This is a genomic window from Pseudomonas zeae (assembly GCF_014268485.2).
GTDB lineage: Bacteria > Pseudomonadota > Gammaproteobacteria > Pseudomonadales > Pseudomonadaceae > Aquipseudomonas > Aquipseudomonas neuropathica.
Genome location: NZ_CP077090.1, coordinates 5,638,591 through 5,650,938 on the forward strand (window position 1 = coordinate 5,638,591; position 12,348 = coordinate 5,650,938).

Annotated in this window: 14 protein-coding genes; 6 read left to right on the top strand and 8 right to left on the bottom strand. The window is 57.8% G+C overall.

The window, feature by feature from the left end; genetic code table 11:
* Positions 1 to 145: 145 nt before the first annotated feature.
* The 4 genes from HU754_RS24815 to HU754_RS24830 all read left to right on the top strand — a co-directional run bounded on the left by HU754_RS24815 (position 146) and on the right by HU754_RS24830 (position 3,592).
* Positions 146 to 1,957 carry a penicillin-binding protein activator gene (locus tag HU754_RS24815; protein WP_186624759.1) on the top strand — a complete coding sequence of 604 codons (1,812 nt, stop codon included), beginning with the start codon at positions 146 to 148 and terminating at the stop codon, positions 1,955 to 1,957.
* Positions 1,957 to 2,319: a YraN family protein gene (locus HU754_RS24820; protein ID WP_093430690.1), complete on the top strand. Its 363-nt coding sequence runs from the start codon at positions 1,957 to 1,959 to the stop codon at positions 2,317 to 2,319. The genes HU754_RS24815 and HU754_RS24820 overlap by 1 nt, the downstream gene beginning before the upstream one ends.
* 104 nt (positions 2,320 to 2,423) lie before the next feature.
* On the top strand, positions 2,424 to 3,017 hold the full coding sequence (locus HU754_RS24825; protein WP_093430691.1) for a phosphoheptose isomerase: 594 nt from the start codon (positions 2,424 to 2,426) through the stop codon (positions 3,015 to 3,017).
* Positions 3,014 to 3,592 carry a BON domain-containing protein gene (locus HU754_RS24830; protein ID WP_007917023.1) on the top strand — a complete coding sequence of 193 codons (579 nt, stop codon included), beginning with the start codon at positions 3,014 to 3,016 and terminating at the stop codon, positions 3,590 to 3,592. Before HU754_RS24825 ends, HU754_RS24830 begins: the two co-directional genes overlap by 4 nt.
* Positions 3,593 to 3,642: 50 nt before the next feature.
* Here HU754_RS24830 and HU754_RS24835 read toward each other — a convergent pair whose 3' ends face one another.
* The 7 genes from HU754_RS24835 to rplM form a co-directional block, all read right to left on the bottom strand.
* Positions 3,643 to 4,056, bottom strand: a complete 414-nt coding sequence (locus HU754_RS24835; RefSeq protein ID WP_064120489.1) for a ClpXP protease specificity-enhancing factor — start codon at positions 4,054 to 4,056, stop codon at positions 3,643 to 3,645.
* Between the two features lie 16 nt (positions 4,057 to 4,072).
* Positions 4,073 to 4,690: a glutathione S-transferase N-terminal domain-containing protein gene (locus HU754_RS24840; RefSeq protein ID WP_007917025.1), complete on the bottom strand. Its 618-nt coding sequence runs from the start codon at positions 4,688 to 4,690 to the stop codon at positions 4,073 to 4,075.
* 146 nt (positions 4,691 to 4,836) lie between these two features.
* Positions 4,837 to 5,619 (bottom strand): cytochrome c1, encoded by a 783-nt coding sequence (locus HU754_RS24845; RefSeq protein WP_186624760.1) that lies wholly within the window; start codon positions 5,617 to 5,619, stop codon positions 4,837 to 4,839.
* Positions 5,619 to 6,830 (bottom strand): cytochrome b, encoded by a 1,212-nt coding sequence (locus HU754_RS24850; protein ID WP_186624761.1) that lies wholly within the window; start codon positions 6,828 to 6,830, stop codon positions 5,619 to 5,621. The genes HU754_RS24845 and HU754_RS24850 overlap by 1 nt, the downstream gene beginning before the upstream one ends.
* Positions 6,830 to 7,423: a ubiquinol-cytochrome c reductase iron-sulfur subunit gene (gene petA, locus HU754_RS24855; RefSeq protein ID WP_003228055.1), complete on the bottom strand. Its 594-nt coding sequence runs from the start codon at positions 7,421 to 7,423 to the stop codon at positions 6,830 to 6,832. Before petA ends, HU754_RS24850 begins: the two co-directional genes overlap by 1 nt.
* A gap of 269 nt (positions 7,424 to 7,692) precedes the next feature.
* Positions 7,693 to 8,085, bottom strand: a complete 393-nt coding sequence (gene rpsI / locus HU754_RS24860; RefSeq protein ID WP_008080273.1) for a 30S ribosomal protein S9 — start codon at positions 8,083 to 8,085, stop codon at positions 7,693 to 7,695.
* 14 nt (positions 8,086 to 8,099) lie between these two features.
* Positions 8,100 to 8,528 carry a 50S ribosomal protein L13 gene (gene rplM / locus HU754_RS24865; RefSeq protein ID WP_007917032.1) on the bottom strand — a complete coding sequence of 143 codons (429 nt, stop codon included), beginning with the start codon at positions 8,526 to 8,528 and terminating at the stop codon, positions 8,100 to 8,102.
* Positions 8,529 to 8,773: 245 nt separating this feature from the next.
* On the opposite strand from rplM, the gene HU754_RS24870 reads away from it, so the two are divergent.
* Positions 8,774 to 9,814 (top strand): NADP(H)-dependent aldo-keto reductase, encoded by a 1,041-nt coding sequence (locus tag HU754_RS24870; RefSeq protein WP_007917033.1) that lies wholly within the window; start codon positions 8,774 to 8,776, stop codon positions 9,812 to 9,814.
* A 101-nt stretch (positions 9,815 to 9,915) separates the two neighbouring features.
* Here the strand turns inward: HU754_RS24870 and HU754_RS24875 are convergent, their stop codons facing one another.
* A complete protein-coding gene (locus HU754_RS24875) occupies positions 9,916 to 11,052 on the bottom strand; it encodes an acyl-CoA dehydrogenase family protein (protein ID WP_095050645.1) in 1,137 nt (378 codons plus the stop codon).
* 250 nt (positions 11,053 to 11,302) lie between these two features.
* Here HU754_RS24875 and HU754_RS24880 point away from each other — a divergent pair, with 250 nt between their 5' ends.
* Entirely contained in the window at positions 11,303 to 12,199 is an 897-nt protein-coding gene (locus HU754_RS24880) for a GlxA family transcriptional regulator (RefSeq protein ID WP_175555647.1), read from the top strand.
* The last annotated feature ends 149 nt before the right edge of the window (positions 12,200 to 12,348 follow it).

Here is a 12,348-nt window from a genome sequence, read left to right on the forward strand (position 1 = left end):
GAGCCACCACGGTTTTGTGCGTGGTTATGCAGCACTGCAACATTTACTTCAGCTAAATCGTCCGATTCACGCCAGTAACATCGCGCCCCGGCCAGTGCTTGGGTACAATTCGACGCTAATTTGATCGAGTATCAGGAACACTTACATGATCGCTTGCCTGCGGCTGTTCACTGCCTTCTGCCTCGCTGCCCTGTTGGCGGCTTGCGTCAGCTCCCCTTCCTCCAGCCTTGGCGAACTTCCACGGACCCCGGATGCCAGCATCGAGCAACTGCTCGAACAGGCTAGCCAGGCGAAAACCCCGGAAAAAGCCGCCCTGTTGCGCCTGAGCGCCGCAGACCTGGCCTACCGTCAGGGCAATGCCGGACAGTCCGCGCAAATCCTGCAACAAGTGCCGATGGAACAACTCAAGCCCGGCCAGCAGATTTTTGCCAGCACGCTGAATGCCGAACTGGCGATGACGCGCAATCAGCCGAAAGCCGCGCTGACCGCCCTGAGCCACCCAAGCCTGCAGCACCTGGGCGAAATGCCTGAAGAGCAGCAAGTGCGCACCGGCACCGTTCACGCCCGCGCCCTTGAAGCCGATGGCCAGACCCTGGCCGCTGCCCGCGAGCGCGTGTTCATCGCGCCGATGCTGCAAGGCGAAGCCGCGAGCAAGAACCACGAAGCGATCTGGACTCTGATCGGCTCGCTGCCAACTGATCAACTGCAACCGAACAGCACCGACGACCTCGGCGGCTGGATGGGGTTGGCCATGGCAGTGAAATCCGCTGGCACCCTGGAACAGCAGCAAGCGGCGATCGACACCTGGCGCGCGCAGAATCCAAAGCACCCGGCGGCGATCAACCTGCCGTTGCCGCTGACCAAACTCAAGGAACTGGCCAGCCAGCCACTGAGCAAGATCGCCCTGCTGCTGCCACAGGACGGCCCGCTGGCCGCTGTTGGCAAGGCGCTACGTGAAGGCTTCATGGCTGCGCACTACCAGGCGCAACAGGCCGGACAAAAGCCCCCAGCAATCGAGTTCTACGACAGCTCGAAACTGACTTCGATGGACGAGTTCTACCGCAAGGCTCAGGCTGATGGTGTGCAATTGGTTGTCGGTCCGTTGGAAAAACCACTGGTCAAACAGCTGAGCACTCGCCCGCAACTGCCGATTACTACCCTCGCGCTGAACTACAGCGAAGGTGATCAAGGCCCGGCACAATTGTTCCAGTTTGGCCTGGCCGCTGAAGACGAAGCCCGCGAAGTCTCGCGCCGCGCCCGTGCCGATGGCCTGCACCGCGCCGCGATCATGGTGCCGAAAGGCGAATGGGGCGATCGCGTACTGCGTGCTTTCAGCCAGGACTGGCAAGCGAATGGTGGCAGCATCGTAGCGACCGAGCGCGTTGATCAGCCGGTGCAACTGGCCCAGCAGATCGCTGACATGTTCCAGCTGCGTCAAAGCGAAGCCCGCGCCAAGAGCCTGCAGAATGCCGCCGGCACCAACGTCGCCGCGCAGCCTTCGCGTCGTCAGGACATCGAATTCATCTTCCTCGCCGCAACCCCGCAACAGGCTCAGCAGATCAAGCCAACCCTGAACTTCCAGTACGCGGGTGACGTTCCGGTGTACGCGACGTCGCACGTTTACAGCGCCAGTGGCGACGTCAACCAGTACAACGACATGAACGGCATTCGCTTCTGCGAAACCCCATGGCTGCTGGACACCAGCGACCCACTGCGTCAGCAAGTGGTTGCGCAGTGGCCACAAGCCGCCGGTAGCCTCGGTCGCCTGTACGCCATGGGTGTTGACGCGTATCGTCTGGCACCGCGCCTGGGTCAACTCAAAGCGCTGCCGGACAGCCGCATCGACGGTGAGTCGGGCAGCCTCGGCATGACCCAGACCCAACGCGTTGTGCGCCAGTTGCCTTGGGCGCAGTTCGTCAGCGGGCAGGTACAGCGCCTGCCGGACACCCCGCGCTGATGCCCGACAGGTCACGCTCGCAAAGCGGCAAGGATGCCGAGCGCCAGGCGCTCGAGCATCTGCAACAACAAGGTCTGCGCCTGCTGGCGCAGAACTGGTTATGCAAACGCGGCGAGCTTGATCTGGTCATGCTTGATGGCGATACAGTAGTATTCGTTGAAGTTCGCTACAGAAAAAACACTCAATGGGGTGGCGCGCTCGCTAGCATCGATGGGCGCAAGCAGCAGAAACTGATTTTCGCTGCACAGTATTTTCTTCAGCGCGAATCGCGTTGGGCCAATTCCCCTTGCCGCTTCGACGTGGTGGCCATCGACAGCCATCCGAGTCAGCTGAACTGGTTGCAGAATGCTTTCGACAGTTGATCGTCGGCGTTGCGACCCGGACAATCCCAACGACAAATTTTGCTCTTTGCTTTGCGGGCTGCACATTCATGTGCCGGACAGCCGCGCTACTTAAGGTCACACAGATGGACATGCAATCCCGAATTCGCCAGCTTTTCCAGGCCAGTATCGACACCAAGCAACAGGCGATGGACGTACTTGCACCGCACATCGAGCAAGCCAGCCAGATCATGGTCAACACCCTGCTCAACGGAGGCAAAATGCTCTCGTGCGGCAACGGTGGGTCGGCCGGCGACGCTCAGCATTTTTCCTCGGAGCTGCTCAACCGCTTCGAGCGCGAGCGTCCGAGCCTGCCGGCGATTGCTCTGACCACCGATACCTCGACGATCACCTCGATCGCCAACGACTATAGCTACAACGAAGTGTTCTCCAAGCAGATCCGCGCCCTCGGCCAGTCGGGCGATGTGCTGCTGGCGATTTCGACCAGCGGTAACTCGGCGAACATTATTCAAGCGATCCAGGCCGCACATGATCGCGAAATGATTGTCGTAGCTATGACCGGACGCGATGGTGGCGGCATGGCGTCACTGCTGCTGCCCGAAGACGTCGAGATCCGCGTACCGGCCAATGTCACTGCACGTATTCAAGAAGTCCACTTGCTGGCGATCCATTGCCTCTGCGATCTGATCGACAGCCAACTGTTCGGGAGTGAAGAATGACCCCTAATCGCCTTGGCCTTCTGGCCTTGACCCTGTGCCTCGGTATCAGTGGCTGCACCTCAGTGGTGAACGCCAGCCGTGAAGCACCGATCGACGACGACCGTGGCACGCGCACCTTCGGCAGCAAGATTGATGACTCGTTGATCGAAACCAAAGTCGGTGTGAACGTGGCCAAGGCCGACCCGGCACTGGACAACGACTCGCACATCGTCGTCACCAGTTTCAACGGTGTTGTCTTGCTGGCCGGTCAAACGCCTCGCGCTGACTTGAAAGCCAAAGCCGAGCAAGCGGCAGCCGCCGTGCAAAGGGTAAAAACTGTTCATAACGAACTGCAGGTCATACCGCCGTCCGGCTTCCTGGCTCGCCAGAATGACACCTGGCTGACGTCCAAGATCAAGACCCAGATGCTTACCGACGCCAGCATTCCTGGCTCGCGCATCAAGGTCGTGACCGAGAACGGTATCGTCTATTTGCTGGGCCTGCTGACCAAACAGGAAGCCACTCAGGCAACCAATCTGGTTCAGGGCGTTTCCGGCGTGCAGAAGATCGTCAAGCTGTTCGAATACATCGACTGACGCACAACCTATGTAATAAAAAAGGCGATCCATCCGGATCGCCTTTTTTATTACTTCACCACTTTCAGACTTGGCCGGCCGCTCGGGCGCGGTGGCTCACTGTCCGGTGGCGGCAAGTCGTCATCCGCCTCGATCTCTTCTTCGTCATCCATCGGCGACTCGAGATCAAACACCATGCCTTGACCGTTCTCCCGGGCGTAGATACCCAGAATCGCGCTGATCGGCACGTACAAGCTGTGCGGAACGCCACCGAAGCGACCCTCGAAGGTCACCACGTCGTTGTCCATGTGCAGATGACGCACAGCACTCGGCGAGATGTTCAGGACAATCTGCCCGTCGCTGGCGAAACCCTGCGGCACCTGCACTGCCGGGTACTCGGAATTGACCAGCATATGCGGGGTGCAATCGTTATCAACAATCCACTCGTAGAGCGCGCGGACCAGATAAGGTCGACTGGAGTTCATAGCGGCTCCTTAAGCCTTAGCGCATATCGCGTTCGACACCAGACAGACTCGCCTGGAAAGCCTCACGCGCAAACGAGCGCTCCATATAATCAAGCAGCGGCTTGGCTGGCCGCGGCAGTTCAATACCCAGAATCGGCAAACGCCAGAGTATTGGCAATAGGCAGCAATCCACCAGACTTTGTTCCTCACTGAGGAAAAACGGCTTGTCGGCAAACAGCGGCGACACGCCCGTCAGGCTTTCACGCAATTCCTTGCGCGCCACGACACGCGCGGCCTCCTTGGACTTGGGATCCAGAATCAGATCCACCAGACCACACCAGTCGCGCTGAATACGATGAATCAGCAAACGGCTGTTGGCACGCGCCACCGGATAAACCGGCATCAACGGCGGGTGCGGGTAACGCTCATCCAGATATTCCATCACCACGGTCGACTCCCACAACGCCAGGTCACGATCGACCAGCGTCGGCAGACTGCCGTAAGGGTTTACCTCAATCAGTTTAGGCGGCTGGCGACCAGCTTCCACATAAATGATCTCGGCGCTGACACCCTTCTCTGCAAGCACGATGCGCACTCGGTGGGAATAGTGGTCGGCGGGGTCGGAGTAACAGGCCAACCGATTGGTCACGCCCATGGCGATCCTCCTCGCTTGTTGAAATTATCGGAACCGGAAAAACGCGCGCGCCCAGAGGGCGCCTCCCGCAACACCTGGCAAACCAGACGTTGCGCTATCGGAGGCGCCCTTGGGCGCGCGCGATTAACAGCAATGCTTGAAGCGTATCAGTGCACGTCTTTCCAGTATTCACGCTTGAGCAGGTAGGCGAACACAAAGAAGAACGCCAGGTACAGCAAGACGTAAGTACCGATGCGCTGATGTTGCAGCTTAACCGGGTTAGCCGAGTAAGCCAGGAAGGTTACCAGATTCTTGACCTTCTCATCGAACTGCTCTTCGTTCAGAGCACCGGATTTCGGCACGATGGTCAGTTGATCGCACGCTTCATGAGTCAGAGGCGTACCGGTCAGCGGATCATATTGCTTCTTGCCGTCTTCGACGATCTGCACCTGTTTGCAACCCACGACCTGACGACCTTGCAGGCCGACCAGCACGTTAGGCATGCCGACGTTCGGAAAAACCTTGTTGTTCACGCCCCATGGACGTGCAGGATCTTCGTAGAACGACTTCAGGTAACCGTAGAGCCAATCAGTGCCACGCACACGAGCGACCAGAGTCAGATCCGGTGGTGCCGCACCAAACCAGGTCTTGGCGTCTGCCGGCTGCATACCGATGGTCATGTGATCACCGATCTTGGCGCCGGTGAACACCAGCTTCTCCAGCATCAGTTCGTGCGGCACACCGAGATCATCGGCAACGCGCTCGTAACGCTGGAACTTGGCACTGTGGCAACCCATGCAATAGTTGGCGAAGGTGCGCGCACCGTCCTGCAAGGCAGCTTTATCGGAGACATCGATGTCGACTTTTTCCAGCTCCGGCCCACCGTGTTCAGCGGCGAAAGACAGCACAGGCAACACAGCAAAAATCAGAGCAAAAAATAACTTTTTCATCAGCCAGTCACCCTTTCCGGAACCGGTTTGGTCTTCTCGAGCCTGGTGTAGAACGGCATCAGAATGAAGTAGGCGAAGTACAGGAAGGTGCAGACCTGCGACAGCAAGGTTCGCTCCGGCGTCGGCGCAAGCACACCAAGAACGCCGAGAATCACGAACGAAATGCAGAACACCAGCAGCCAGATTTTGCTCATCCAGCCTTTATAGCGCATCGATTTGACCGGACTGCGATCAAGCCATGGCAACACGAACAGCACCGCAATCGCGGCACCCATAGCGATAACGCCCATGAGTTTATCCGGGATTGCACGCAGGATTGCGTAGAACGGCGTGAAGTACCAAACCGGGGCAATGTGTTCTGGCGTCTTGAACGGGTTGGCTTGCTCGAAGTTTGGTTTTTCGAGGAAGTAGCCGCCCATTTCCGGGAAGAAGAACACAATAAAGCAGAAGATAAACAGGAACACTACGACACCGACGATATCCTTCACGGTGTAGTACGGGTGGAAGGCAATGCCGTCCAGCGGGATGCCGTTTTCGTCTTTGTGCTTCTTGATATCGACGCCGTCAGGGTTGTTCGAACCCACTTCATGCAACGCCAGAATGTGCAGCACCACCAGACCGAGAATCACGATCGGCAGCGCAACAACGTGCAAGGCAAAGAAGCGGTTCAGGGTGATCCCGGAGATCAGGTAGTCACCACGAATCCACTGGGTCAGGTCGTTGCCGATGACCGGAATCGCGCCGAACAGCGAGATGATCACTTGGGCACCCCAGTAGGACATCTGGCCCCACGGCAGCAGATAACCCATGAATGCCTCGGCCATCAGCGCCAGGTAAATCAGCATGCCGAACACCCAAACCAGCTCGCGCGGCTTCTGGTAAGAACCGTAGAGCAAGCCACGGAACATGTGCAGATAAACCACGATGAAAAACGCCGAAGCGCCGGTCGAGTGCAGCAGACGCAGAATCGAGCCGTACTCGACGTCACGCATGATGTATTCAACGGAAGCGAAGGCTTCTTCCGCTGATGGCGTGTAGCTCATCGTCAGCCAGACACCGGTAACGATCTGATTGACCAGCACCAGCAGCGCCAGAGAGCCGAAAAAATAGAAGAAGTTGAAGTTTTTTGGAGCGTAATACTTGCTGAGATGGTCTTCCCACATTTTGGTCGCGGGAAAGCGCGCATCAACCCAATCCATGAACTTGCTCATCACGCTTTCTCCGTATCGACGCCAATGACAATCAGGTCATCGGTCTCATAGGAATGCGGGGGAACTGGCAGGTTCAAAGGCGCAGGTTGCGACTTGTAGACGCGGCCAGCCAGATCGTAGTGGGAGCCGTGGCAAGGGCAGAAATAGCCACCGACCCAGTCCTTGCCGAGATCTGCAGGTGCCACTTCGGGACGGAAAGTTGGTGAGCAACCCAGGTGCGTGCAGATCCCGATCAGCAGCAGAATTTCCGGCTTGATCGAACGCACTTCAGGGTCGACATAGGTGGGTTGCGTGGAGTTTTTGGAGGTTGGATCGGAGAGCTGGCCCTCGATCTTCTTGAGATTCCCCAGGATTTCCGCAGTACGGCGGACAATGAACACCGGCTGGCCGCGCCATTCAGCAATCATCTGCTGTCCTGGCTCGATTTTGCTGACATTCACTTTCACCGGTGCACCGGCGGCTTTCGCCTTGGCACTGGGAAACCATGACCCCACGAACGGGACCGCAGCCCCCACCGCTCCTGCAGCACCCACCACGGATGTGGCTGCTACCAAGAAGCGACGCCGGCCTGCATTCACGCCGTCATTGCTCATTCAGTCCTCTCCCATCAGCTTTTGTGGCCTGTTAAATCAGGCATCTACTAAATAAATCAATGTTACTTATAAAAATTTTGCCGAATGGTAATGAAAAGCCCCAATTCTGACAAGGGAATTACCCGGAGCTCTTACCCTCAAGCCTTGCAGTATAGGGGGTCTACGGAAGTGGCAAGTTGTCGCAGCGCAATTCTTTGATAAATCACAGGCATAAAAAAACGCCCGCTTCCGTGAGGAGGCGGGCGTTCTTTTTGAACGCGGAAGCGGAATTAACGCTTCGAGTACTGCGGACGCTTACGCGCTTTACGCAGACCAACTTTCTTACGTTCAACTTCACGGGCGTCGCGAGTAACGAAGCCAGCTTTGCGCAGAGCGCCACGCAGGGTTTCGTCGTAGTCCATCAGAGCGCGAGTGATGCCGTGGCGGATTGCGCCAGCTTGACCACTTACACCACCGCCGATCACGGTGACGTAGATGTCGAACTTCTCGACAGTCTCAGTCAGCTCCAGCGGCTGACGAACTACCATGCGGGCAGTTTCACGGCCGAAGAAGTTTTCCAGCGAACGGTTGTTGATGGAGATGTTACCAGTACCCGGACGCAGGAAAACGCGTGCGGTTGCGGTCTTGCGACGGCCAGTGCCGTAATTTTGAGTCGCCGACATAATGTACTATTCCGTTAAAACTTCAGTTCTTGGGGCTGCTGAGCAGTATGTGGGTGTGCAGCGCCCGCATAGACTTTCAGCTTACGGTACATGTCGCGACCCAGTGGGTTTTTAGGCAGCATGCCTTTAACCGCGGTCTCGATCACGCGCTCAGGGGCTTTAGCGATCAGCTTTTCAAAGTTGATCGACTTGATGCCGCCCGGGAAACCGGAGTGGGAGTAGTACATTTTGTCAGTGGTTTTAGCACCGGTAACACGAATCTGCTCGGCGTTGATTACGACGATGTAGTCGCCGGTGTCAACGTGAGGAGTGTACTCAGGCTTGTGCTTGCCACGCAGACGGCTCGCGATTTCGGTGGCCAGACGACCCAGGGTCTGACCAGCAGCGTCGACGACAAACCAGTCGCGCTTTACTGTTTCCGGTTTAGCAGTAAAAGTTTTCATTCTTTATAGCCTCAGGGGCCGCCCTGTAAATTAGACGGCGGATCTTACTGAATAGTGCGTACTTTGACAAGTCAAAGGCAGCCGGATACAGACGCTTTCGGGGGCTCGGGTCGGCGCGTCCGTTCAACGGCAAGATTCTTCGGCGGCGGCGCATCACTTCCACTGCAGAAAGAGGTCGGCAATTATGCAGATTGCGAAAAATATTTCAACCTGCTTTTATGATTGTTTTGCCCAAGGAGCACCCGATGGACTATCGCCAGCTAGGCCGTACCGACCTGAACGTGAGTGCAATCTGCCTCGGCACCATGACCTGGGGCGAGCAAAACACTGAAGCTGAAGCCTTCGCGCAGATTGAACGGGCCAAAGAAGCCGGGATCAATTTCATCGACACCGCCGAGATGTACCCGGTGCCGCCGAAAGCCGAAACCTATGCCACCACCGAGCGCTATATCGGCAATTACTTCAAAAGTCGCGGCGACCGCGCCGACTGGATCCTCGCCAGCAAGATCGCCGGCCCCGGCAACACCATCGACTACATCCGCGACAAAAACCTGCGCCATAACCGCCAGCACATCACCGCTGCGGTGGACGCCAGCCTCGAGCGCCTGCAGACCGATTACATCGACCTGTATCAATTGCACTGGCCGGAACGCAGCACCAACTTTTTCGGACAACTGGGTTACAAGCACAAGATCGAAGCCAACCTGACCCCGCTCGAAGACACTCTCGAAGCACTCGACGAGCAAGTGAAGGCCGGCAAGATTCGCCACATCGGCCTGTCCAACGAAACCCCGTGGGGCACCATGCGTTTTCTGGCCTTGGCCGAAGCGCGTGGCTGGCCGCGCGCGGTGTCGATCCAGAACCCCTACAACCTGCTCAACCGCAGTTTTGAAGTGGGCCTGGCGGAAATCGCCATCCGCGAACAGTGCGGCCTGCTCGCCTATTCGCCGTTGGCGTTTGGTTTCCTGTCAGGCAAATACGAAGGTGGCGCTCGTCCGCCAAAAGGTCGCCTGAGCCTCTACAGTCGCTTCAGCCGCTATTTCAATGCACAGTCGGAAGCAGCGTGCAGCCGATACGTGGCGCTGGCTCGTGAACACGGTCTGGATCCGGCGCAGATGGCCTTGGCTTTTGTGACTCAGCAACCGTTTGTCACCAGCAATATCATTGGGGCGACGACGCTTGAGCAACTGGACAGCAACATTGCCAGTTTTGATCTGAAGCTTTCCGATGAAGTGCTGGCAGGGATCGAGGCGATTCACAAGGATCATCCGAACCCAGCGCCTTGATTGACCGCTAAAAGCTTCGCGAGCAGGCTCGCTCCCACAGGTACGGTGATCCCCTGTGGGAGCGAGCCTGCTCGCGAAGAGGCCAGCCAATGCAGCGAAGATCAAAGCGACCGCGCAATAATCTCCTTCATGATCTCGTTGGTGCCGGCATAGATCCGCTGCACCCGCGCATCCGCCCACGCCCGGGCCACCGGGTACTCCCACATGAAGCCGTAACCGCCATGCAACTGCACGCACTCGTCGAGCACCTTGCATTGCAGATCGGTGCCCCAGTATTTCGCCATCGCCGCCGTCGGCACGTCGAGCTTGCCTTGCAGGTGCAGTTCCAGACATTTATCGACGAACACTCGGCCGATCTGAATTTCCGTGGCCATCTCGGCCAGCTTGAAGCGGGTGTTCTGGAAGTCGGCAATGGCTTTGCCGAAGGCCTTGCGATCGCGGGTGTAATCAAGCGTCCATTGCAACGCTGCTTCAGCTGAAGCCAGGCCACCGATCGCCACCGTCAGACGTTCCTGAGGCAATTCCTGCATCAGATAAGCGAATCCGGCCCCGGCCTGCCCCAACAGGTTTTCTTTCGGCACGCGCACATCCTGGAAAAACAATTCCGACGTGTCCTGCGCCTTCATACCAACCTTCTCAAGGCGCTTGCCCTTATCGAAACCCGGCGTACCCGCCTCCACCAGAAACAGGCTGGTACCCTTGGCGCCGGCCTTTGGATCGGTCTTGGCCACCACGATCACCAGATCCGCGAGAAAGCCGTTGGTAATGAAGGTTTTCGAACCGTTGATCACATATTCGTCACCGTCCAGCACAGCGGTGGTCTTCACACCTTGCAGATCGGACCCCGCCCCCGGCTCGGTCATGGCGATGGCCGTGACCATCTCGCCCGAAACCAGTTTCGGCAGGTATTTGTGCTTCAGCGCCTCGCTGCCGTAATGCAGGATGTACGGCGCGACAATGTCCGAATGCAGCGAGAAGCCGATGCCGGTCAGGCCCAGTCGCCCGACCTCCTCGATCACCACCGCACTGTAGAGAAAGTCCGCCCCCAGGCCGCCGTATTCTTCCGGCAGGTGCGAGCAGAGCATCCCCGCCTCCCCGGCCTTGTTCCACAGTTTACGGTCGATATGGCCTTGTTTCTCCCATTGCGCATGGAACGGCACCGCCTCTTTTTCGAGGAAGGTGCGGACGCTGTCGCGAAACAATTCGTGCTCGGAGCTGAACAAGGTTCTGGGGATCATGCGGCACCTTTCTTTGTTGTTGGCGGGAGATGGCCTTCAGAGACTAAGCCTCCCCTCTGACACAGGACACTGGACACATCCGACAAAAAATAAGACGATCCAGCCGTCTGGTGACCACTTTCCCTTATAAAAACAAAACAAAAGTTGAATTATGTCCAAGCAAGTCTCCACGCCCTTGCGGCGCGTCAGCATCCTGGCAATCGACCGGGTTTTCGCTTCCACCCTCATGCAAGCCAAGGATTTCTTCCATCTGGCCAGCCTGCGTTATGGCAAACAACTGGGCCACGGCCTGACACCGGCGTTTGAAACACGCCTGGTCAGCCCCGACGGCAAACCGGTGAACAGCTTCAGTGACGTCGTGATGCCGGTCGACGGTGGCCTGGAAAACGCCGACGTCATTATCCTCCCGGCGTTCTGGGACGATTTCGACACGCTGTGCGGCCGTTATCCGCAAGTGTTGCCCTGGCTGCGTGAACAGCACGCCCGTGGCGCGGTGTTGTGCGGTGAAGCCACCGGGGTGTTCTGGCTGGCCGAGGCCGGCCTGCTCAACGGCAAGGAAGCGACCACCTACTGGCGTTTCTTCAATGCATTCGCCGAGCGCTTTCCCAAGGTCTATCTCAATCAGGACAAGCACCTGACCGATGCCGACAACTTGTATTGCGCCGGCGGCACCACGTCAGCCTGCGACCTGTACATCTACTTGATCGAGCGTTTCTGCGGGGCCAACGTTGCGCAAGCCGTGGCCCGTGACATTCTCTACGAAGTGCAGCGCAGCTATGCGCCGGGACGCATCGGTTTCGGTGGGCAGAAGCTGCACCAGGACGTGATTATCCTGCAGATCCAGCACTGGCTCGAAGAGCATTTCGCCGACAAGTTCCGCTTCGAAGACGTCGCCCGCGAGCACGGTATGAGCATCCGCAACTTCATGCGCCGCTTCCAGACCGCCACCGGTGACAAGCCACTGCATTACCTGCAACGCCTGCGTATCGAAACCGCGAAAGGTCTGCTGTCAGGCAGCCGCAAGAGCATCAAGACCATCAGTTATGAGGTCGGTTACGATGATGCGAGCTTCTTTGCGCGGCTGTTCCGTCAGCATACTGAACTGTCGCCGAACCAGTATCGGCAGCAGTTTCAGCAGGCGGCGTAACCTTCCCAGAACAGCGCAGTCCCCCTGTGGGAGCGAGCCTGCTCGCGAATTCGGTTTCACATTCAACAAGATTACTGGCTGACACACCGTCTTCGCGAGCAGGCTCGCTCCCACAGGGGATGTTCAGTGCAAATAAAAAGGGCCTGCAA